This window comes from Mycobacterium sp. E2479, assembly GCF_001667925.1.
GTDB lineage: Bacteria > Actinomycetota > Actinomycetes > Mycobacteriales > Mycobacteriaceae > Mycobacterium.
Window position 1 is genome coordinate 203,559 of sequence record NZ_LZJR01000096.1, and the last position, 22,026, is coordinate 225,584.

Sequence of the window (22,026 nt, forward strand, 5' to 3'; positions counted from 1 at the left end):
TCCCCTATTTCTGCCGAATGTCCAAGCGCGCGAACAGCCGAATCGCCCCCGGGCTGATGCGCCGCATCGCATAGCCGATCCGCGACTCCGCGGCGATCGGCAGCACGGCCGGAGCGGTCTTGACGGATTTGACGATTGCCCTGGCGGTCGCTTCGGGGGTGAAGTTGCGGCGCCGATAGGCGGCGTCCGCCTTGCCCCGCGCCCGCTCCTGCTGGTCCGCGCTCATCCCCGCGTAGATCGTGCTCTTGGCGATGTTGGTGTTGACGAATCCCGGGCACACCGCCGTGACGCTGATCCCCTCGTCGGCGAAGTCGGCGCGCAACGACTCGCTCAGCGCCAGCACCGCCGCCTTCGTGGTGCTGTAGGCGACCATGGACTTCGACGGTAGGTAAGCCGCCGCCGACGCCACGTTGATGATCGTGCCGCCCTCGCCGCGTTCGACCATCTGCGCCCCGAACGCCCTGCTGCCCGAGATGACGCCGTGAACGTTGACGCCCATGATGGTTTCCCAGTTCGCCGAGCTCGTCTCCAGGAACCGGCCCGCCATCCCGATGCCGGCGTTGTTCACCAGGATGTCGACCACCCCGTGTTCGTTGCGCACTTGCGTCGCAAGCTCGTTCATGGCGGCCTCGTCGCTGACGTCGACCTGGTAAACCGCCGCCTCGGCGCACGCGGCGCGCACGGCGTCGGCGGTTTCGTTGGCAGCGGCCAGATCACGATCGGCGAGCACGATCTTTCGGGCGCCGTGCCGAGCCAGTTCCACCGCCGTGGCTCGCCCGATTCCGGCGCCGGCGCCGGTGACCAGCGCGAGTTTGCCCCGCACCTCACGCCGCGCGCCGCGCACTTCGGCCGCTCCCGCGCCGGGCGCACCGTCGACGTTGCGGTCGACCCACTCGGCGGTCAACCGGGCGATGACATCCGGACGCGATGTAACCACCCAGTGCCCGCCTTCGATCTCGATCACCCTGCCGCCGCCCGGAATTGCCCCGGTGAACCGTTGCAGCGCGGGTGTGACGAAGATGTCGCGGCGCGGCGCCAAAGTCTGGACGGCGACCTTTGTCTCGGGGAGCTGGCGTCCGGGCGCCACCATCGGCGCCGGCATGTTCGCCCGGTACAGGTTGAGCCCGTACACATAATCGGTGACCGAGCGCAGGGTGTCGTGGTGCTGGCTGCGCGTGCTCGACCGGCCGATGCGCTCAAGTGCCTCAATGGCTTTCACGCCGACGCGTGAGCGAAACGACAGTTCCGGCACGCCAGGGCACAGGAAGAAGCCGATGTAGCCCGATGCGATCAGTTGTCTGATGACCTGGGCCGCGGTGCGCGGCGTGCGCGCCGACCGCAGGAATGCGCCGGCGTAGTTCAGGTGCGGGCCCGAGATCGAAGTGAGGGAAGCGACTTTGCCCATCACCGATTCGTCGGTGACCGCCGCCCATGCCTGAATCGATCCCCAGTCATGGGCCAGCAGATGCACCCGACCGACACCCAGGCTGTCGATCACGGCACCGAGGTCGCAGACCAGTTGCGCAAAGAGGTATCCGGATCTTTTTGCGGGACGGGTTGATTCACCGGCCCCACGTACGTCGTAGGCCACCACGTTGTAGGGCTTGCCGGTCAGTTCGTGGGCCACGCCGTCCCAGACATGGTGGTTGTCCGGAAATCCGTGAATTGCCAAGATGGTTGGCCGCGCCGGGTCGATGTCGGTGTACCGGTGCACGGCCAGCGTGACGCCGTCGCTGGCGGTGATGGTCGACGTGATGGCCATCGGTTCAGTGCGAGGCGCGCGCGGCGGGTGAGATCGCCAGGTAGTCGACGGCCAGCCCCAGCCCACCGAGCTGCGAGGGGTGGAAGCCCGGCCGGTAATAGTTGCCGACCGCCCGGATGAAGCGCATCGGCCCGGGCACCAAACCGCGGCGCGCGGCGGAGAAGTAGTCGCGCCAGCGCGGCTTGGTGCCGGGCGGCAGCTCGGGATCCAGCGAGTACATGAACCGCACACCGCGAATCCACAACAGCAGCATGGCCGGCGTCACGACGAGCTGGGCGCGCACCTGTCGCCAGTAACCGGCCTGCAGATGCTTCATGGTGTCGAAGGCCACCGCCTTGTGCTCGACCTCTTCGGCGCCGTGCCAGCGCAGCATGTCCAGCATCACCGGATCGGTAGCGATATTGTCGTGGGCCGGCGAGTCGAGAATCCACTCCCCCAGGATGGCGGTGTAGTGCTCGATCGCGGAGACGAGCGAAACCTGCTCGAGGAGCCAGCTCTGCTGGCGACGCCGACTCCAGTTGGGCCGCGGCCCCAGCAGCCTGTCGAACAGCCACTTGATCTGGCCGGTGTACGGGGTCAGGTCGATGCCGCGCGCGGCGAAGTGAGCGAGCACGTTCGCGTGCGCCTGCGAATGCACGGCCTCCTGGCCGATGAAGCCCTGCACGTCGAGGCGCAGCTGGTCGTCCTTGATCAGCGGCAGGGTCTGCTTGAACACGTCGACGAAGAACTCTTCGCCGGCGGGCAGCAGCAGGTGCAGCACGTTGAGGACATGGGTGGCAAAAGGCTCGCCGGGCACGTAGTGGAACGGCAGCTGCGCCCAGTCGAAGTCCACATCGCGGGCCTCGAGAACCAGTCGTTCGTGGTCCAGCGAGGCGTCATGCGGACCCGCTGCTTGGTTGTCGACGGTCAGCATCGTGCGTGCCCCCTACCTCAGCGTTTAGCCCTCGATCACGGTCTTGCGGCGGACGTGGCGCGTCCCAAGTATAAGTACGCCGCGCAGATATGCGAAACCGCCGGTACTGGGTTCTTTGCGATCGTGCTCACCCGGCCGCGACGTGCCGGCGCAGCACGTACTGGCCGGGGTCGGGGTTGGCCAGCATCCGGCGGTGTTCGGCGGGCGTGAGGGGCCACACCTCGGGCACGCCGTCCTTGTTGAGGTACCAGCTGTTACAGCCGGTGGTCCACACGGTGTCCGGCATCGCGGCGCGCAGCTTCGCGTTGAAGCTTTCGGTCGCCGCGGCCGTCGGCTCGATCGTGTCGAATTCGCGGCGACGCCAGCGCTCGATCCAGGTCAGGATGTGGTCGGCCTGCGATTCGGCCACGGTGGTCAGCGCGAGGTTTCCCACCGGGCTGTGCGGCCCCAGCATCATGAAGAAGTTGGGAAAGCCGGACAGCGCCACGGTTTGGTAGGCGCGAGGACCGTCGCGCCAGACGTCGTTGGCGCGAACGCCGTCGCGGCCGATCAACTCCATCGGCCGGAAAAATGCGTGGGTGTCAAACCCGGTGGCGAGCACGATGATGTCGACGTCGTGCAGGACGCCATCGCCGGTGACGATGCCGCGCCGTTCCACGTGGTCGATGCTTGCCGTCACCAGTTCGACGTCGTCGCGCTGCATGGCCCGGTAGAAACCGTTCGACATCACCAGGCGTTTGCAGGCCGGTGTGTAATCGGGAGTCAGCGACCGTCGCAACTCGGGGTCGCGGATTTCCCAGAGGCTGGCGCGGCACAGCGCTGCCATGATCTTTCGGCGCAGGCCCGGCTTGGTCAGTCCGACCGCGAAGAAGTCGTACCCGAGGCTGTAGATGCGATACGCCAACTTATCCAGCCACGGCATCTTGCGCCGGGTGATCCCAGTGAAGCCGCTGTAGCGCGGATTCGCCAGGCGCAGCACCCATTGCGCGGTGCGCTGGAACAGCGCGACGTGGCCGGCCACCCCGGCCAGCCCGCACACCAGCTGCACGCCGGTCGACCCGTTGCCGACGATCGCGATGCACCGGCCCCGCACGTCCACACCGTGATCCCAGCGCGCGGAGTGAAACACGTTGCCGCCGAAGTCATCCAGGCCCGGGATCGATGGGAGTCGCGGGTGGTGCAGCACGCCGGTGGCCGAGATCAAGAAGTCGACCGTTGATTCGTCGCCGGCGTCGGTGCGCAGTAACCAGCGGCCGTCGTCGAAGCGCGCCTGGACGATCTCGGTGCCGAACCTGATGCGTTCCCGCAAAGCGAAACGGTCGGCGACGTCTTGGAAATAGGCCTGGATTTCACCGCCGGGTGAGAACAGGTGCGACCAGTCGGGATTTCTGGCGAAGCTGTACTAGTAAATACGCGACGGGATGTCGCAGACCAGACCCGGGTAGGTATTGTCGCGCCAGGTGCCGCCCACGTCGTCGGCTTTCTCATAGACGGTCACATTGCTGATACCGCTGCGCAGCAAGGCAATTGCGACGCACAGCCCGGACATACCGGCTCCGACGACGGCTACGGCGGGATCGCGTCGCGACATCGGTACCCCCGGGGTTTGTTCGTCTATTCGGTCTCGGCGCGCTGCTTGAGGCGTTGCAAGGTGAGCCGGATGTGCTCGGTGTTGGCGGTCACCCGATCGGTGACGCCGGTGGCCCTGCCCGCGACCTTGCGGAACCACCCGGGCCTGCGGTCCCAGGTGCTTTCGGTGACCTCACACCCGCCGTCGGCGGCGACGATGTCGTATTGCCAGCGCGCGATCGGAAAGACGGTATGGCTCACGTCGAACGCGAAGCGGCGGCCCGGTTCCGCGTCGGTGACCGTGCACTTGGTGCTCCAGCGGCGGCTGCCGTTCTCGTTGTGGCCGGTGAACACCGCGCCGGGCCGCACCGCTTCGCCTTTGCGCCACTGCATCGCGACCGCCTCCTCGGCCAGGTCGGCCAGCGTGGGCAGGTCGGTGATGAGCCGGTACACCACCTCGGGCCGGGCGTCGATCTGCACGGTGGCCGAAACGCACGGGTCGGTCATTCGCCGATCATAGCCAGCAAACAGCCAGCTTTTGCGGCTCCCGCGAAGTTTCTTCACACTTGAACGTGAACCGGCAACCAAGGGGCGATCATGCGAGTCGGCGTACCGACCGAGACCAAGACCAATGAGTTCCGGGTCGCCATCACCCCCGCCGGCGTCGCCGAACTGACCCGCCGGGGCCACGACGTGTTTGTGCAGGCCGGTGCCGGAGAAGGTTCGGCGATCACCGACTCGGAATTCAAGGCCGCGGGCGCCCAACTTACCGAGACGGCCGAACAGGTCTGGGCAGACGCGGACCTGCTGCTCAAGGTCAAAGAGCCGGTACCGGCCGAGTATGACCTGTTGCGACGCAACCAGATCCTGTTCACCTTTCTGCACCTGGCCGCATCACGGGCGTGCACCGAGGCGCTGTTGGCATCCGGAACGACGTCGATCGCCTACGAGACCGTCCAGACCGCGGACGGCACACTGCCCTTGTTGGCCCCGATGAGCGAGGTCGCCGGACGGCTGTCCGCTCAGGTGGGGGCCTACCACCTGATGCGCACCCACGGGGGGCGCGGCGTGCTGATGGGCGGTGTTCCGGGCGTCAAGCCCGCCGACGTCGTGGTGGTGGGCGCGGGCACGGCCGGCTACAACGCGGCCCGGGTCGCCGGCGGTATGGGGGCGTCGGTCACGGTGCTCGACGTGAACATCAACAAGCTTCGGCTGCTCGACGCGGAGTTCGGCGGCCAGATCCGCACCCGCTACTCGTCGGCCTACGATTTGGAGGGCACCGTCAAGCGCGCGGACCTGGTCATCGGCGCCGTGCTGCGGCCGGGCGCGAAGGCGCCCAATCTGATCCCGAATTCCCTTGTCTCACAAATGAAGTCGGGAGCCGTGCTGGTGGACATTTCGATCGATCAGGGCGGTTGCTTCGAGGACTCCCGCCCCACCACGCATGACGACCCCACCTTCGCGGTGCACGACACCGTGTTCTACTGCGTGGCCAACATGCCCAGCGCGGTGCCCAAGACATCGACGGTGGCACTGACCAACGCGACCATGCCGTATGTGCTCGCGCTCGCCGATCGCGGCTGGCTGGCGGCGTGCCGTTCGGATCCTGCTCTGGCCAAGGGTCTTTCGACGCACGGCGGCGCGCTCCTGTCCGAACAGGTGGCCACCGACCTCGGCATGGCGTTCACCGAGCCGGCAACCGTTCTGGCCTGACCGGTGCGTGCGGGCTAACTGGTGGCCGCGAGACCGGCGATGATGTCGGCCGCGGGGCCCGCGCAGGCGTTCTTGAACGACGTCCCGGCCCACAGGGGCATCCCGTTGGGATCTTCGATCGCGGCCGCCGCCTCCCGGATCGGTGAGGTCATCTGGTTGACCTCGGGGTAGCCGAGCGGCGCGACGTGATCGAGCATGCGGGTGAAGTCGTTTTCCAGGCCGCGCGCGTAGCGGCCCGAGAATGCCCGCGTGACAACGGTCGTCGCGAACAGCGGGTTTTTCAGCGCGACGCGGTGTGCGGAGTTGGTGCCCGCCTCATCGGCGAGCAGTAGCGCGGTGCCGACCTGGGCCGCCACCGCTCCCCTGCGCAGCGCGGCCCCCACTTCGTCGGCGGTGCCCAGTCCGCCCGCCGCGATGATCGGAATGTCATGCGCGTTGCGGATGCGGTCGATGAGCTGATGCAGCGACTCGTTGGCGGGCTCCATGTCCGGTGCGAAGGTGCCGCGGTGCCCCCCGGCGGCGGGCCCTTGGACCACCAGGCTGTCCGCGCCCGCCGCGACGGCGACTCCCGCCTCGTAGGCCGTTGTGACGGTGACCATCACCAGCAGGCCCAGCGCGCCCAGCCGCCGGATCACGTCGGGCGGCGGCGCGCCGAAAGTGAAGGACACCAGCTCGGGCCGAAGGTCGGCCACCACCTCGAGCTTCTGTTCCCACTCGTCGTCGTCACCGTGCCGCGGGTGACCTACCTCCACCTGGTAGTGCTCGGCGATTTCTTCAAGTTCGGCCGCGTAGTAGTGCAGGGCCACCCAGTCGGCGACGCTGGGTTGGGGCACAAACAAGTTCACTCCGAGCGGGCCGGTGGTGGCCTTGCGCGCCGCCACGATGTCGTCGGCGAGCTGCTCGGCACTGCGGTGCCCACCGGGGACGAATCCGAGCCCGCCGGCATTGGACACCGCCGCCGCCAAGGCGGGGGTCCCCGGCCCGCCGGCCATGGGAGCACCCACGATGGGCACGTTGATGTCCCAAAAGCCCAGCACCATCTGGCCCAGTACCATTCGGTTAACTTACCATCGCCCGAAGTTGTTGGGGCAGTGACCGTTTGGCCGCGTAGGGTCCCAGAACCGCGGCGCCGTAACGCTGCCCGAGCAGCCGGTGGGCCACCGCGTTGACCTCCTCGACGGTCACCTGATCGATTTGCTGCAGGGTGTGCTCGATGCTGCGGTGTCTGCCGTAGTTGAGCTCGCTGCGGCCCAGCCGGCTCATCCGCGAGCTGGAATCTTCCAGGCCGAGCACCAGACCGCCGCGCAACGATCCCTTGGCGATGCGGCATTCCGACTCGGAGATGCCGTCGCGCGCCACCGATTCGAGCACGTCGCTGGTCACCGCCATCACTTCGGCGAAGCGTTCGGGCTGACAGGCGGCATACACCGACAGCGCACCGCTGTCGGCGAAGACATCCACCGTCGAATACACCGAGTAGGCCAGCCCGCGCAGCTCTCGAACCTGCTGGAACAGCCGCGAACTCAGGCCGCCGCCCAGCGCGGTGTTGAGCACCGACAGCGCCCAGCGATGCTCCCAGCGACGGCCGGGGGTGCGGACGCCCAACGACGCGTGAGCCTGCTCGGCATCCCGGTTGCCCAGCAGCAGGCGGGGGCCGCCGGTGACCCGTCCGGCACCCTTGCGCGGGGCGATGGGTTCGCGGCCGGGAACCAGATGCGGCCCGAAGTGCCGGCGCACCAAGGCGACCACCTCGCCGTGGTCGACATTGCCGGCCACCGCCACCACCATCCGCTCGGGGGTGTAGCGCCGGACATGAAACGAGTGCAGTTGGTTTCGCGTCATCGACGCCACCGACTGCGCGGTGCCGATGATGGGACGGCCCACCGGGTGGTCACCGAAGAGCGCGCTCAGAAACAAGTCGCCGAGCGCGTCCTCGGGGTCGTCGTCGCGCATCGCGATCTCTTCGAGGACCACGTCGCGTTCCAGCTCGACATCACTGGCCGCGCAGCACCCGTTGAGCACCACGTCGGCGACCAGATCGACGGCCAGCGCCAGGTCGGTGTCGAGCACGTGGGCGTAGTAGCAGGTGTGTTCCTTGGCGGTGAACGCGTTCAGCTCTCCCCCGACGGCGTCCATCGCCTGCGCGATGTCCACGGCGGTGCGGCTAGGGGTTGCCTTGAACAGCAGGTGCTCGAGGAAGTGCGCGGCCCCGGCGACGGTGGCACCCTCGTCGCGCGAGCCGACACCGACCCAGACCCCGACGGATGCCGAACGCACCGAGGGCAGGTACTCGGTGACCACTCGCAAGCCGCCCGGCAGCGTGGTGCGCCGCAGCGCGGCTTTTGGCGTCGATTCCGCCTCAGCGGCCTTGCCCCGGCGCAGGGCGCCGGCCCGGCCGGGACGCGTCCCGGCCGACGAGTCAGCTGCTCGCCGTTGCGGCATCGGCAGGGGCGGCCGCCGGAGCATCGGCGGGAGCCGCGTTGTCTTCCTCCACCAAAACCAGCGAGATCTTGCCACGCTTGTCGATGTCGGCGATTTCGACGCGCAGCTTCTCGCCGACGTTCACCACGTCCTCGACCTTGGCGATCCGCTTGCCCTTGCCTAGCTTGGAGATGTGCACCAGGCCGTCACGCCCGGGCAGCAGCGACACGAATGCACCGAAATCCGTTGTCTTTACCACGGTTCCGAGGAACCGTTCGCCAACCGTCGGCAGCTGCGGGTTCGCGATGGCATTGATGCGGTCGATCGCGGCCTGCGCCGAGGGCCCGTCGGTGGCGCCGACGAACACGGTGCCGTCGTCCTCGATGGAGATCTGGGCGCCGGTCTCCTCGGTGATGCCGTTGATGACCTTGCCCTTGGGCCCGATGACCTCGCCGATCTTGTCCACCGGAACCTTGATGGTGGTGACCCGCGGTGCATAGGGGCTCATCTCGTCGGGAGCGTCGATCGCCTCGGCCATGACCTCCAAGATGGTCAACCGCGCGTCCTTGGCCTGCCCCAGCGCGCCGGCCAGCACCTGCGACGGGATGCCGTCGAGCTTGGTGTCCAGCTGCAGCGCGGTGACGAAGTCCTTGGTGCCGGCGCACTTGAAGTCCATGTCGCCGAACGCGTCCTCGGCGCCCAGGATGTCGGTCAGGGTGACGAAGCGGCGCTCGGTCTTGCCGTCGACCTCGACGTCATCGGACACCAGACCCATCGCGATGCCGGCCACCGGAGCCTTCAGCGGCACACCGGCATTCAGCAGCGACAGGGTGGACGCACAGACCGAACCCATCGAGGTCGAGCCGTTGGAGCCCAGCGCCTCGGACACCTGACGGATGGCGTACGGGAACTCCTCGACGCTGGGCAGCACCGGAAGCAGGGCACGCTCGGCCAAGGCGCCGTGCCCGATCTCGCGCCGCTTGGGTGAGCCCACCCGGCCGGTCTCGCCGGTGGAGTACGGCGGGAAATTGTAGTGATGCATGTAGCGCTTCGTGGTTTCCGGTCCCAGCGAGTCGATCTGCTGAGCCATCTTGACCATGTCCAGGGTGGTCACACCCAGGATCTGGGTCTCGCCGCGCTGGAACAGCGCGCTGCCGTGCGCCCGCGGCACCACGGCGACCTCGGCCGACAACGCGCGGATGTCGGTGATGCCGCGGCCGTCGATGCGGAAGTGGTCGGTCAGGATGCGCTGGCGCACCAGCTTCTTGGTCAGTGACCGGTAGGCGGCGCTGACCTCTTTTTCGCGGCCCTCGTAGGTGTCGGCGAGCCGCTCCAGCACCTCGGCCTTGAGCTCGTCGGTGCGCGCGTCGCGCTCGGCCTTGCCGCCGATGGTCAGCGCCTTGGCCAGCTCGTCGGTGGCCACCGAGGCCACCGAGTAGTAGACGTCTTCCTGGTAGTCCGGGAACGTCGGGTACTCGCCGACGGGCTTGGCGGCGGCCCCGGCCAGCTCCTCCTGCGCGGTGCACAGCACAGCGATGAAGGGCTTGGCGGCCTCGAGCCCCTCGGCCACAACGGTTTCCGTCGGAGCCTGGGCGCCGCCCTCGACAAGCTCGATGACCTTGTCGGTGGCCTCGGCCTCGACCATCATGATCGCGACGTCACCGTCGACCTTGCGGCCGGCCACCACCATGTCGAACACCGCGCGCTCGAGCTGCTCCACGGTGGGGAACGCCACCCAGGTGCCATCGATGAGCGCGACCCGCACCCCACCGATGGGACCCGAGAACGGCAGGCCGCTTAGCTGGGTCGAGGCCGACGCGGCGTTGATCGCCAGCACGTCGTACAGGTCATTGGGATCCAGGCTCATGACCGTGACCACGACCTGGATTTCGTTGCGCAGCCCGGAAACGAACGACGGGCGCAGCGGCCGGTCGATGAGCCGGCAGGTGAGGATCGCGTCGGTGGAGGGACGACCCTCGCGACGGAAGAACGAACCGGGGATGCGGCCGGCGGCATACATCCGCTCCTCGACATCGACGGTCAACGGGAAGAAGTCGAAGTGCTCCTTGGGGCTCTTGCTGGCGGTGGTCGCCGACAACAGCATGTTCTCCTCATCGAGGTACGCGACCACGGCACCAGCTGCCTGCTGGGCCAACCGGCCGGTCTCGAAACGGATGGTGCGGGTGCCGAAGCTCCCGTTGTCGATGGTGGCGGTCGCCTCGAACACGCCCTCTTCAATTTCAGCGACAGACATGGACGTCCGTACGGCCTCTCTTATTCGGCTGTTTCGCGTCGTCACGCGCAACCTGGAGAGGCCCCGCAGGGTTGCTCACCGACCCGTTGGGTCCGCGATCACCCTGGAGAGCTTTCGGAGAAGAGCAGTCTGTATACGGCTACGGCCATCGATCGAAGCGGCCGACCTGCCCCAGATCCGGAGAGCCCGGCAGCCACTACCGAAGACCGCCCGATGCAGACTGGGCTGCTCCCTCGGGGGTGCGTAGTGACACGCTGGAACGGCACACGCGGATCTGCGTGACCGCACCGTTCGTTCGGGCCGAACAGGCCCAGAACGTCCTCACTCTACACGGGCCACCCCTGCCCGCCATATTGCTCGGAACGTGCGGGCCGCGGATGCCCCGGCAGAGGTTGTGTCAGCGACGCAGGCCCAGCCGCTCGACCAGCGAGCGGTACCGCTCGACATCGATCTGAGCGACGTACTTGAGCAGCCGGCGCCGGCGTCCGACCAGCAGCAACAGCCCGCGCCGCGAGTGGTGGTCGTGCTTGTGCACCTTCAAGTGCTCGGTCAGGTCGGCGATCCGCTTGGTCAGCAGCGCGACCTGCGCCTCGGGCGAACCGGTGTCGGTGCCATGCAGGCCGTAGTTGCCCAGGATCTCTTTTTTCTGGTCGGCTGTCAGCGCCACGAACTATCTCCATCAATCGGTCCGCGAAAGGCATGTTCAAGGCGCGGCCACCGCGAACCGCAGCACGCGCCGATGTCGTCCGGCAGTTTAGCAGCGGCGCAGCCACCGGGCACAAACGGCGCGGCGCCCGCACTGGGCGCGTGAGCCCCATCCGCCCCATTGGTCCCTGCCTTGGAGAACACTGGTTTTGCCCACCTTCCAGCGACAACCGCGGGCTTACGCGTTGTCGCTGGAAGGCGGGCACATCGAGTACCCCTGCGCAGAGACTGGTGTGGCGGATGTGACCGCAGTGGGTCAACCCGCGGACAGCGCAGTGGGTCAACCCGCGGACACCGCAGTGGGTCAACCCGCGGACAGCGCAGTGGGTCAAGCCGCGGACAGCAAAGCGGGTTAACCCGCGGACAGCAAAGCCCGAGCCCGGTCGGTGTCCTGACCCATCGCGGCCACGAGTTCCTTGACGGAGTCGAACTTGTGCTGACCGCGGATCCGGGCCACGAAATCCAGGGCCACATGCTGGCCGTAGAGATCGGCCGTGGTGTCCAGGACGAACGCCTCGACCGTGCGGGTGCGCCCGGAAAAGGTCGGGTTAGTGCCGACGGACACCGCCGCCTGGTAGCGCTCACCGGGGACGACGGTGCCGGTGGCCGGTCCGTGGCCGAGCACGGTGAACCACGCGGCGTAAACGCCGTCGGCCGGGATGGCCGAATACATCGGCGGCGCCACGTTGGCGGTCGGGTAACCCAGCTCGATGCCGCGCCCGTGGCCGCGCACCACCACACCTTCGACGCGGTGCGGGCGGCCCAGCGCTTCGGTGGCCGCCACCATGTCGCCGGCGTCCACACAGGACCGGATGTAGGTGGACGAGAAGGTCACGGTCTCGTTGCTGTGATGCTCTGACAGCAGCGACATCGACTCCACGGCGAACCCGAAGCGTTCCCCCGCGCGCCGCAGGGTCTCGACGTTGCCCGCCGCTTTCTTGCCGAAGGTGAAGTTCTCCCCCACCACGACCTCCACGACGTGCAGGTTCTCCACCAGTAACTCGTGCACGTAACGCTCCGGGGTGAGCTTCATGAAATCGGTCGTGAACGGCATCACCAGGAAGACGTCGACGCCGAGCTCTTCGACCAGTTCGGCGCGCCGGGTCAGCGTCGTCAATTGCGCGGGATGGCTGCCGGGGTAGACCACTTCCATGGGATGTGGGTCAAACGTCATCAATACCGTCGGGACGTTGCGGGCCCGCGCCGCCTTCACGGCATGCGCGATCAGCTCGGCGTGGCCCCGATGCACGCCATCGAACACACCGATCGTGAGCACACACCTGCCCCAGTCCGTGGGTATCTCGTCTTGGCCGCGCCACCGCTGCACGCCGCAAGCCTACGGCGCCGAGTGATCCGCCGGGAGATCCAGAGGGCCTGAGCCCCGCCATGATGTCGGGGAGCGGCCGGATCAGGCGTGGGTTGCCTAAACTTCTGGTTGTGAGGCCTGACGAAGAGCGTGGCGGTATCACCGCGGTCGGCCAGGACTATCTCAAGGTCATCTGGAATGCCCAAGAGTGGTCACGGGAGAAGGTCAGCACCAAGATGCTGGCCGAGAAGATCGGGGTGTCGGCCAGCACCGCCTCGGAGTCCATCCGCAAGCTCGCCGAGCAGGGCCTCGTCGACCACGAGAAGTACGGCGCGGTGACGCTGACCGAGGCGGGGCGGCGGGCGGCCCTGGAGATGGTGCGCAGGCACCGACTACTGGAGACCTTCTTGGTCAACGAGCTCGGCTACGCCTGGGACGAGGTGCACGACGAGGCCGAGGTGCTCGAGCACGCAGTGTCCGATCGCTTGGTGGCCCGCATCGACGCGAAACTGGGCTTCCCGCAGCGCGACCCCCATGGCGACCCGATCCCGGCCTCCGACGGCCAGGTGCCCACCCCGCCGGCCCGCCAGCTGTGGGCGTGCGACGACGGTGACACCGGCACGGTCGCCCGCATCTCCGACGCCGACCCCGAGATGTTGCGCTATTTCACCGATGTCGGCATCAACCTCGATTCCCGCCTGCGGGTCCTGACCCGTCGCGAATTCGCCGGCATGATTTCGGTCGCGATCGACTCCGGCGACGGCGCCGAGACGACGGTCGACCTGGGCAGCCCGGCCGCCCGGGCCATCTGGGTGACGGCCTAGCGGCGCCGATCTTCCATCTCGCGCCCAGCGTGAACTCATGGCGAGTTTTCGCGACATTTTTCGCCCTGACGTCACGCTCGGCGAACAGACGCTCAGTCGGCCAGCAGCCCCTTGGCGATGTGGGTGACCTGAACCTCGTTGCTGCCCGCGTAGATCATCAGCGACTTGGCGTCGCGGGCCAGCTGTTCCACCCGGTACTCGGCCATGTACCCGTTGCCGCCGAACAGTTGTACGGCCTCCATCGCCACCTCGGTGGCCGCCTCCGACGAGTACAGCTTGATCGCCGAGGCCTCGGCCAGTGTCAGCGGCTTGCCGCCCTGTTGGCGCTCGATGGTGTGAAAGACCATGTTCTGCACGTTCATCCGGGCAATCTCCATCTTGGCCAGCTTGAGCTGGATCAGTTGGAATTGCCCAATGTTCTTGCCCCACAATGTCCGGTTCTTGGCGTAGTCCACGCACAAGCGGTGGCATTCGTCGATGATGCCCAACGCCATCATCGCGATCCCGATCCGCTCGGCGGCGAAGTTGGCCCTAGCGCTGTCGCGGCCGTCGCCGTCGGCGTGCTGTTCGCTCTCGCCGAGCAGCCGGTCCGGGCTCAGCCGCACGTTGTCGAAGAACAGCTCGCCGGTCGGCGAGGACATCATGCCCATCTTTTTGAACGGCTTGCCCTGCGTGAGGCCCGGCATGCCGGCATCGAGCACGAAGACCAGCACCGGCCGGTTGCGCTTGTCGACACCGGGGTCACCCTCGTCGAGTTTGGCGTAGACGACGAGAACGTCGGCGCATGGTCCGTTGGTGATGAAGGTCTTCTGCCCGTTGAGGATGTAGTCCTCGCCGTCGCGCTTGACGTAGGTTTTCATGCCGCCGAAGGCGTCCGAGCCCGAGTCCGGCTCGGTGATAGCCCACGCCGCAATCTTTTCCAGCGTCATCAGCTCCGGCAGCCAGCGTTCCTTCTGCGCCAGCGTCCCGCGGCTCATGATGGTCGCCGCGCCAAGGCCGAGGCTCACCGACGCAGTGCTGAGCAACCCGATGCTGACCCGGGCGATTTCGGACACCAACACCGCGATCATCGACCCCTGCGCGCCGCCACCGAAACCGCCTGCTTCATCCGGCATTTCGTCGCGTTCATCGTCGACCTGTTCGCCGTTCTGCTTGGCGCGCTCGCGGTCCAGCATCTTCTTGACCGACTCGGCGGCCATGGTGTCGAGGCCAAACTGGCTGAACAGCTTGCGCACGATCGGATACGGCGACATTTCGCCGGTTTCCAATTCGTCCAGATGCGGGCGGATCTCTTTGTCGACAAACTGGCGGACGGCATTCTGGACCATCAGGTCGGTGTCGGACCACTCGATCATGGCGCCCTTAACGCTCGGCGCGCTGATAGGCGGTGACGACAGCGGCGCCGCCCAGCCCGATGTTGTGTTGCAGTGCGGCGCTGACGTTGTCGACCTGGCGCTTGTCCGCTGTCCCGCGTAGCTGCCAAGTGAGCTCGGCGCACTGCGCCAGCCCGGTCGCGCCGAGCGGGTGCCCCTTGGAGATCAGGCCGCCGGACGGGTTGACCACCCAACGACCGCCGTAGGTGGTGTCGTTGTTATCGATCAGCTTGGGCGCCTCGCCCGGACCGCACAGGCCGAGGGCCTCATAGAGCAGCAGTTCGTTGGCCGAGAAGCAGTCATGCAGCTCGATTACCTGAAAGTCCTGCGGGCCGAGCCCGGACTGGTCGTAGACCTGTTGTGCGGCTTGAACATTCATGTCGTAGCCGATGAGGTTTTTCGCGCTGCCGTTGAACGTCGACGCGAAGTCGGTGGTCATGGCCTGGCCGACGATCTCCACTGCCTGGCCGGCCAGACCGTGGCTTTCAACGAAGCTTTCCGAGGCCAGGATCGCCGCGCCCGAACCGTCCGAGGTCGGCGAGCACTGCAGCTTGGTCAGCGGGTCGGAGATCATCCGCGCCGCCAGGATGTCGTCGAGCGTGTAGGACTCCTGGAACTGGGCGAACGGGTTGTTGACCGAGTGCTTGTGGTTCTTGTAACCGATCTTGGCGAAATGCTCTGCGGTGCTGCCGTATTGCTTCATGTGCTCGCGCCCGGCAGCGCCGAACATCCACGGGGCGACGGGCATGGCGAACTCGTCGATGTCGGCCATCGCCTTGACGTGCTTGGCCATCGGCGATTCGCGGTCCTGGGCGCCCCCGCCTAGGGAGCCAGGCTGCATCTTCTCGAAGCCGAGTGCGATCGCGCAGTCGACGATGGCGCCGCGAATGGCCTGCGCGGCCAAGAAGAGCGCCGTCGAACCGGTGGAGCAGTTGTTGTTGACGTTGATGACCGGGATGCCGGTCATGCCCAGCTCGTAGAGCGCCCGCTGTCCGGACGTCGAATCACCGGCGACGTAGCCGACGTAGCCCTGCTGAACCTCGCGGTAATCGATGCCAGCGTCCTTCAGGGCATTGGTTCCCGATTCCCTGGCCATGTCGGGATAATCCCAGCCCTCACGGCGCCCCGGCTTTTCGAACTTCGTCATGCCAACGCCGACGACGTAGACCTTGTTGGACGTTTTGGTGGACATTTCAGCCCCTTCCGTAGGCCGCCTAGATACCTCAGTGTGCAACGTAGCCCAACCAACCGTTGGGCCGGGGGCCGTTAGATCGTCGCCGGACGCAACCCAAAGGCCCGACTCCTCCTCAGGACGTCCCGTCCCGCATCGTCGCCGGACGCAACCCAAAGGCCCGACTCCTCCTCAGGACGTCCCGTCCCGCATCGTCGCCGGGCGGATGACCACCACCGACTTCGTGCGCGCGCCCTCGTCGCGCAGCAGCGCCATCACCCGGCCGCCGGGGTCACAGGCGGCGTAGACGCCGTTGAACCCGGCCGGCGCCAGGGGCCGACCGTTGGCGGTCGCCTCGGCCTGCTCGGCGGACAGGTCGCGGCGCGGGAAGATCGCCAGGCAAGCCTCGTCCAGGCTGTAAGTGAGTCGCGGGCGCTCCGCCAATTCGTCGAGCGGGTACGCCTGATCGAGCACGAAGCGCCCGACACGGGTGCGCCGCAACGCCGTCAGATGCCCGCCCACCCCCAGCGCGGCGCCGACATCGCGGGCCAGGGCGCGAATGTAGGTTCCCGATGAGCAGTCGACCTCGACGTCCAGGTCGACCACGTCCTGGCCGGCGGGCCCGGGCCGGATGTCGCACACCTCGAACCGGTCGATGCGCACCGGCCGGGCCTTGAGCTCGACGGCCTGGCCCTCGCGGGCCAACCGGTAGGCGCGCTTGCCGTCGATCTTGACAGCGCTGACCGTCGACGGCACCTGTTCGATGTCACCGCGCAGGCCGCCCACGGCGGATTCGATCGCCTCGCTCGTCAGGTGCCGCGCCGAGACACGGTGCAGCAGTTCGCCCTCGGCATCGTCGGTGGATGTGCTCTGCCCCAGCCGGATGGTGGCGGTGTAGGACTTTTCGGTCGCGGTCAACAGGCCGAGGATCTTGGTGGCGCGCTCGACGCCGATCACCAGCACGCCGGTGGCCATGGGGTCCAAAGTCCCCGCGTGCCCCACCCTGCGCGTGGAAAAGATCCGGCGGCAGCGGCCGACCACGTCATGACTGGTCATCCCGGGCGGCTTGTCGATGACGACTATTCCGGGCCCGCTGGGGCTTTCGCTCATAGCACGATCGCGGTGAGCACCAGCCCTCGCTCGACCGACCATCGACCCCTGAGCGCGGTCAGCGGCGGACCCGACCGCGCCTCCGGATCGATCAGGATTTTGGAGACGAACACTCCGGTCGTTCCCCCATCGGGCGGGTCGAGGTCGAACACGACATGAGCATCTTCGAAACCCAGCCATCGCTTGGTCAGCGGAAACCAGGCCTTATAGGTCGCTTCCTTGGCGCAGAACAAGATTCGGTCCCAATGCAGCCCGGCGGGCAAGGCGGAGATCTCGTGTCGCTCCTCTTCGAGCGTGATCGCGTCCAGCACACCGTCGGGCAGCACGTCGTGCGGTTCGGCGTCGATGCCCACCGAGCGCACCGCCTCGGTGCGGCCCACGACCGCACCCCGATAACCCGCGGTGTGGGTGAGGCTGCCCACCACGCCCTCGGGCCAGCAGGGTTCTCCCTTCTCGCCCTTGAGGATCGGCACCGGTGGCAGGCCGAGCTCGCCCAGCGCGACTCGGGCGCAGTGCCGGACGGTAATGAACTCGTTGCGGCGCTTGGCTACCGACCTGGCGATCAGCGGCTCTTCTTCGGGCAGCGGCGCGAGACCGGGCGGATCGGAATACACCTCGGAGTAGGCGAGACCGTCCGTCACCGGCAGTACCGCGGAAACCAGCGTGTCTTCCGTCATCGTGATTGCCGCTGCCGCAACCGTTCCCGGAACTGCGCGGCCTGTCGCCGCATCTCGGGAGTGATCTCGAAGTGGCCGCCGAAGTCGTTGAGGTCCCCGGGCGCATACTGCGGATCCGGCAGCACCTGCCGCAGCCAGCTTGGCGGCCTGCGGCGCCGCCATTCCCGCGGATAGCCCACCGACACCTCCTCGAAGCGCACGTCGTCATACCAGGTGGTCCGCGGGATGTGCAGGTGGCCGTAGACTGAGCAGACAGCGTTGTAGCGGGTGTGCCAGTCGGCGGTTTTGGTGGTTCCGCACCACAGGGAGAACTCCGGGTAGAACAGAGCGTCGCAGGGGTCGCGGACCAGCGGGAAGTGGTTCACCAGGACGGTCGGTGTCATCCAGTCCAGTTCTTCCAGGCGGGCACGGGTGATCTCGAGACGCTGGCGGCACCACGCTTCACGGGTGGCGTACGGCTCCGGGGAGAGCAGGAACTCGTCGGTGGCCACCACGTTGCGCTCACGCGCGATGGTCAGGCCTTCGGCTTTGCTCGTGGCCCCCTCCGGCAAGAAGCTGTAGTCATAGAGCAGGAACATCGGCACGATCGTGGCCGGGCCGCCGCGCTCCGTCCAGACGGGGAACGGGTGCTCTGGCGTGACCACACCCATCTCGTCGCACATGTTGACCAGGTACTCGTAGCGCGCCTTGCCGAAGACCTGCACCGGGTCGCGGGTGGTGGTCCACAACTCGTGGTTGCCCGGCACCCAGATCACCTTCGCGAAGCGCCGTCGCAGCAGGTCAAGCGCCCAACGGATCTCGTCGGTGCGCTCGGCGACATCCCCGGCGACGATCAGCCAGTCGTCCGGATGGGACGGATGCAGCGACTCGGTGATCGGCTTGTTGCCAAGGTGGCCGGTGTGCAGGTCGGACACCGCCCACAGTGTCGGTTGCCCACCGTTGGTCGGTTCCCGTCCCGATGTATGCCCAGCCACGATTAACCACCCTAACGACCCCAACGGAGCAAGCCCGTGTCGTGGGCGTCATCTCGACCGGCCAGCGGGCGAGTTAGAACAAGTTCAGGTTTGCCTGTGACGTCCCGCGCGGGACTTGTACACTCCCCCGAAAGGACCGCTGGGGCGTCAGGGGGTGTCGTGTTCGCCAATGTTCGTCTGATGGGCGCGCTGGGTGCGCTGCTCACAGCGGCCATCGGGGGCACGATGGGTCTATTGACCGCCCCGGCAGGGTCGGGCGTCGGCGATCGGCCCGTCGAACTGAGGTCGACCGCCCAGCCGATGGAAACGACCATGAAGAGCCCGATCGTGGCGACCACCGATCCGCGCCCCTTCGACGCGTGCGAGGACATTCCGTTCGATGTCATCCAGCGGCTCGGGCTGGGATTCACGCCGCCCGAGCACGAAGACGGGCTGCGCTGCCACTTCGACGCAGGGAATTATCAGGTGGCCGTCGAGCCGATCATCTGGCGCACCTACGAGCAGTCATTGCCCGCCGACGCCGTCGAGACGACGATCGCGGGTCACCGCGCCGCGCAGTACTGGGTGCTCAAACCGACCTACCACAACAGCTACTGGTACTACTCGTGCATGGTCGTCTTCAGGACCAGCTACGGGGTGCTGCAGCAGGCGCTTTACTACTCGACCGTCTATTCCAATCCCGAGGTCGATTGCATGCAGACCAATCTGCAACGCGCCAACGACCTCGCCCCGTATTACAAGTTCTGATCCGGTCGCGTACCCCCGGCGGAGTTGTCACCCAACCGCGGCGCGGACCCGGGCGGCGACCGCGGCTAGCGCCACGTCGTCGTGCACCGGCGCCGCCGACGGCGCCCGCACCGGTAGCTGCACCCAGCTCTTGCAGCCGCCGTATTCCGGAGTCCTGATGATGCGCACCGGATCGAGCAGCGGTCTCACCGACACCACCAGCACGGCCAGTTTGTGCTTGGGACGAAAGTCGAGCCGGTCGGCTCGTACCGAGTCGGCGGTCCAGATGTGCAGATCTTCGATGGCCGAAAGGCCGTCCGGGCGCTCAACCGGCACCGCCGCAACAACTTTCGCGGCGGCCCGGATCACCAACTCGTCGTCGGTGCTGTCGGCGGCGGCGGGTGCCAGCAGGTCCTGGTGCTCGGCGCGCACCCGCTCGGCATGGCTGTGCGCGACCGTCGGGAACAGAAGGAATTCGCGCGCGGCCAGTTCGAATCGCTTCTCGCCGATGCCGCCCTTGCGCAGCAACACTCGCTGGCGGCCATCCAGCAGGGCATGCACCGCAGCGCTCCACTCCTTGAGCGCGGGAATTGTGGGAGATTCGGTGGCGACGTTCATTTCGCGGCCGCCATCCGCGCTACCACCTCGGGACGGCGCAGCGGCGGAACCGTCTTGGGCGGCTGGCGCCGCGCAGGCAGCTGCCCCAGCAACCGCGTCGTCGTCTCGGTGACCTCGGCGACCGCCACCTCGAACGCATCGGCATTAGCGGCCGAGGGGTGGGTGATGCCGCTGACCTTGCGCACGTATTGTCGGGCCGCCGCCGCGATTTCCTCGGCGGTGGCCGCTGGCTGCAGACCGCGCAGTTCGGTGATATTCCGGCACATCTTTTCCACGATAAGCGCTGCTCGGCGCCACCGCTTCCCGACGGTTCCGCCGGCGGCGAGGCGGCGCCCGGTTGATCCGGGCGCCTGGCTACGGTGATGTGATGACCGACGAGATCCTGCTGATCGACACCGACGAACGAGTGCGCACCCTGACCCTCAATCGGCCCCAGTCGCGCAACGCCCTGTCTTCGGCATTGCGGGACCGCTTCTTCGGCGCATTGGCCGACGCCGAAACCGACGAGGAGGTCGACGTCGTCATCGTCACCGGCGCCGACCCGGTGTTCTGCGCGGGACTGGATCTCAAAGAACTGGGCGGCTCCTCGGCGCTTCCTGACATCTCGCCGCGGTGGCCGGCGCTGACCAAGCCGGTGATCGGTGCGATCAACGGCGCCGCGGTGACCGGCGGGTTGGAGTTGGCGTTGTACTGCGACATCCTGATCGCCTCGGAGAACGCCCGCTTCGCTGACACGCACGCACGGGTGGGCCTGCTGCCCACCTGGGGTTTGAGCGTGCGGTTGCCGCAGAAGGTGGGAGTCGGGCTGGCCCGGCGGATGAGCATGACCGGTGACTATCTGTCGGCCGGTGACGCGCTGCGTGCCGGGCTGGTGACCGAGGTGGTGCCCCACGACCAGCTGCTGCCCACCGCGCGGGCGGTGGCGGCGTCGATCGTCGGAAACAACCAGGATGCGGTGCGGGCGTTGCTGGCGTCCTATCACCGCATCGACGACGCGCAGATCAGCGCGGGGCTGTGGCAAGAGGCCACGGCGGCCCGGCAGTTCCGGACCAGCGGGGACGATATCGCCGCCAACCGGGAGGCCGTGCTGCAACGCGGGCGCTCGCAGGTGCGTTGACGTCGCGATCTGCGCCAGTCCGCCCCCGCCGATCGGGCCCACCCCATACGATCAGCTGATGAATACGGTCGTCGGAATCGCCGCGCGGATGCTGTGCGGCCTGACGCTGGCGGCCGCGTCGGCGATCGCGGTGTTCGCGCCGCACGCGGGCGCGCTGCCGCCACCGGGATTTCCCAACCTCGACACCTTCACCGCCGTACCGGCCGACGGCTACCTGGTCGCCGGCGCGCCGGGGAGCCCGCCACGGGTCAGTTTCTCGGCGGGCCCGGCCCTGGTCTGTGACTTCTACGGCGGACCGCCGCCCGTACCCCAGCCGTCGCAGGACATCAAGTGCAAGGGCGACATGGTGGGGATGGACGACGTACCCGTCCCCGGCGGCCGTCCACGACCCGGCGATTGTCTCGTGGGTTCGGTGGACTTCAAGGGCCCCGGATACCAGTTGAGCCGCATGTCCTACGGCGGATGTGACGGCAACCCGGCCCAGTTACCGGCCGGGGGCAAGGCGCTGGCGGTGGGCCAGAAGTTGACCTACCTCAACGTCACCTGTGCGGTGGGAGCCGACGACCTCGTCGCCTGCCTGGACACCACCAGCGGCGACCACGGATTCGTCGTCCAGCGCTCGGGAAGCTGGGCGTTTTAATTAGATGGTGGTGACCCGCTGCGCCCGGCTTCGCCGCGCTTGCGATCACCACGAACTCACATGGTGGTGACCCGCTGCGCCCGGCTTCGCCGCGCTTGCGATCACCACGAACTCACATGGTGGTGACCCGCTTCGCCCGGCTTCGCCGCGCTT

The 22,026-nt window shown here is 67.4% G+C and carries 20 protein-coding genes and 1 pseudogene; 5 read left to right on the forward strand and 16 right to left on the reverse strand.

Annotation, left to right across the window (positions count from 1 at the left end; all coding sequences use genetic code 11):
• Nucleotides 1-4: 4 nt before the first annotated feature.
• The 4 genes and pseudogenes from A5686_RS15905 to A5686_RS15920 all read right to left on the reverse strand — a co-directional run bounded on the left by A5686_RS15905 (nucleotide 5) and on the right by A5686_RS15920 (nucleotide 4,751).
• Nucleotides 5-1,762 (reverse strand): SDR family oxidoreductase, encoded by a 1,758-nt coding sequence (locus tag A5686_RS15905; protein WP_067935959.1) that lies wholly within the window; start codon nucleotides 1,760-1,762, stop codon nucleotides 5-7.
• A gap of 4 nt (nucleotides 1,763-1,766) precedes the next feature.
• Nucleotides 1,767-2,675, reverse strand: a complete 909-nt coding sequence (locus tag A5686_RS15910; RefSeq protein ID WP_067935962.1) for a metal-dependent hydrolase — start codon at nucleotides 2,673-2,675, stop codon at nucleotides 1,767-1,769.
• Between the two features lie 127 nt (nucleotides 2,676-2,802).
• Nucleotides 2,803-4,266, reverse strand: a pseudogene (locus A5686_RS15915) (flavin-containing monooxygenase).
• A 23-nt stretch (nucleotides 4,267-4,289) separates the two neighbouring features.
• On the reverse strand, nucleotides 4,290-4,751 hold the full coding sequence (locus A5686_RS15920) for an SRPBCC family protein (protein ID WP_067935964.1): 462 nt from the start codon (nucleotides 4,749-4,751) through the stop codon (nucleotides 4,290-4,292).
• 90 nt (nucleotides 4,752-4,841) lie between these two features.
• Here A5686_RS15920 and ald point away from each other — a divergent pair, with 90 nt between their 5' ends.
• On the forward strand, nucleotides 4,842-5,957 hold the full coding sequence (gene ald / locus A5686_RS15925) for an alanine dehydrogenase (RefSeq protein ID WP_067935967.1): 1,116 nt from the start codon (nucleotides 4,842-4,844) through the stop codon (nucleotides 5,955-5,957).
• 14 nt (nucleotides 5,958-5,971) lie between these two features.
• On the opposite strand, the gene A5686_RS15930 is transcribed toward ald, so the two are convergent.
• From A5686_RS15930 to A5686_RS15950, 5 genes are all read right to left on the reverse strand, one after another.
• Nucleotides 5,972-6,997: a nitronate monooxygenase gene (locus A5686_RS15930; protein ID WP_067936234.1), complete on the reverse strand. Its 1,026-nt coding sequence runs from the start codon at nucleotides 6,995-6,997 to the stop codon at nucleotides 5,972-5,974.
• A 19-nt stretch (nucleotides 6,998-7,016) separates the two neighbouring features.
• The gene (locus tag A5686_RS15935; RefSeq protein ID WP_067936237.1) at nucleotides 7,017-8,399 is read right to left on the reverse strand and encodes a pitrilysin family protein; all 1,383 of its coding nucleotides are present in this window, start codon (nucleotides 8,397-8,399) and stop codon (nucleotides 7,017-7,019) included.
• A complete protein-coding gene (locus tag A5686_RS15940) occupies nucleotides 8,377-10,632 on the reverse strand; it encodes a polyribonucleotide nucleotidyltransferase (RefSeq protein WP_197520589.1) in 2,256 nt (751 codons plus the stop codon). The genes A5686_RS15935 and A5686_RS15940 overlap by 23 nt, the downstream gene beginning before the upstream one ends.
• Nucleotides 10,633-11,029: 397 nt before the next feature.
• The gene (gene rpsO, locus A5686_RS15945; RefSeq protein ID WP_067935973.1) at nucleotides 11,030-11,299 is read right to left on the reverse strand and encodes a 30S ribosomal protein S15; all 270 of its coding nucleotides are present in this window, start codon (nucleotides 11,297-11,299) and stop codon (nucleotides 11,030-11,032) included.
• A 390-nt stretch (nucleotides 11,300-11,689) separates the two neighbouring features.
• Nucleotides 11,690-12,664 (reverse strand): bifunctional riboflavin kinase/FAD synthetase, encoded by a 975-nt coding sequence (locus A5686_RS15950; RefSeq protein ID WP_067935976.1) that lies wholly within the window; start codon nucleotides 12,662-12,664, stop codon nucleotides 11,690-11,692.
• 110 nt (nucleotides 12,665-12,774) lie between these two features.
• Between A5686_RS15950 and mntR the strand changes: the two genes are divergently transcribed.
• Nucleotides 12,775-13,467, forward strand: a complete 693-nt coding sequence (mntR, locus tag A5686_RS15955; protein WP_067935978.1) for a manganese-binding transcriptional regulator MntR — start codon at nucleotides 12,775-12,777, stop codon at nucleotides 13,465-13,467.
• 92 nt (nucleotides 13,468-13,559) lie between these two features.
• Here mntR and A5686_RS15960 read toward each other — a convergent pair whose 3' ends face one another.
• The 5 genes from A5686_RS15960 to A5686_RS15980 all read right to left on the reverse strand — a co-directional run bounded on the left by A5686_RS15960 (nucleotide 13,560) and on the right by A5686_RS15980 (nucleotide 18,772).
• Nucleotides 13,560-14,822, reverse strand: coding sequence for an acyl-CoA dehydrogenase family protein (locus tag A5686_RS15960; RefSeq protein WP_067935981.1), 1,263 nt, complete (start codon nucleotides 14,820-14,822; stop codon nucleotides 13,560-13,562).
• Between the two features lie 7 nt (nucleotides 14,823-14,829).
• Nucleotides 14,830-16,032, reverse strand: a complete 1,203-nt coding sequence (locus tag A5686_RS15965) for a lipid-transfer protein (RefSeq protein WP_067935984.1) — start codon at nucleotides 16,030-16,032, stop codon at nucleotides 14,830-14,832.
• 171 nt (nucleotides 16,033-16,203) lie between these two features.
• Nucleotides 16,204-17,121: a tRNA pseudouridine(55) synthase TruB gene (truB, locus tag A5686_RS15970; RefSeq protein WP_067935986.1), complete on the reverse strand. Its 918-nt coding sequence runs from the start codon at nucleotides 17,119-17,121 to the stop codon at nucleotides 16,204-16,206.
• A complete protein-coding gene (locus A5686_RS15975) occupies nucleotides 17,118-17,798 on the reverse strand; it encodes a 4'-phosphopantetheinyl transferase (protein ID WP_067935987.1) in 681 nt (226 codons plus the stop codon). The genes truB and A5686_RS15975 overlap by 4 nt, the downstream gene beginning before the upstream one ends.
• Nucleotides 17,795-18,772, reverse strand: a complete 978-nt coding sequence (locus A5686_RS15980) for a metallophosphoesterase (RefSeq protein ID WP_067935989.1) — start codon at nucleotides 18,770-18,772, stop codon at nucleotides 17,795-17,797. The genes A5686_RS15975 and A5686_RS15980 overlap by 4 nt, the downstream gene beginning before the upstream one ends.
• A gap of 159 nt (nucleotides 18,773-18,931) precedes the next feature.
• On the opposite strand from A5686_RS15980, the gene A5686_RS15985 reads away from it, so the two are divergent.
• A complete protein-coding gene (locus tag A5686_RS15985) occupies nucleotides 18,932-19,519 on the forward strand; it encodes a DUF3558 domain-containing protein (RefSeq protein WP_067935992.1) in 588 nt (195 codons plus the stop codon).
• A 27-nt stretch (nucleotides 19,520-19,546) separates the two neighbouring features.
• Here A5686_RS15985 and A5686_RS15990 read toward each other — a convergent pair whose 3' ends face one another.
• A complete protein-coding gene (locus tag A5686_RS15990; RefSeq protein ID WP_067935995.1) occupies nucleotides 19,547-20,116 on the reverse strand; it encodes a DUF1802 family protein in 570 nt (189 codons plus the stop codon).
• Nucleotides 20,113-20,382 carry a DUF2277 domain-containing protein gene (locus A5686_RS15995; protein ID WP_067936240.1) on the reverse strand — a complete coding sequence of 90 codons (270 nt, stop codon included), beginning with the start codon at nucleotides 20,380-20,382 and terminating at the stop codon, nucleotides 20,113-20,115. The genes A5686_RS15990 and A5686_RS15995 overlap by 4 nt, the downstream gene beginning before the upstream one ends.
• A gap of 101 nt (nucleotides 20,383-20,483) precedes the next feature.
• Here A5686_RS15995 and A5686_RS16000 point away from each other — a divergent pair, with 101 nt between their 5' ends.
• Together A5686_RS16000 and A5686_RS16005 are read left to right on the forward strand one after the other, a co-directional pair.
• A complete protein-coding gene (locus A5686_RS16000) occupies nucleotides 20,484-21,233 on the forward strand; it encodes an enoyl-CoA hydratase (protein ID WP_067936000.1) in 750 nt (249 codons plus the stop codon).
• A 58-nt stretch (nucleotides 21,234-21,291) separates the two neighbouring features.
• Nucleotides 21,292-21,873, forward strand: a complete 582-nt coding sequence (locus A5686_RS16005) for a hypothetical protein (protein ID WP_067936005.1) — start codon at nucleotides 21,292-21,294, stop codon at nucleotides 21,871-21,873.
• The last annotated feature ends 153 nt before the right edge of the window (nucleotides 21,874-22,026 follow it).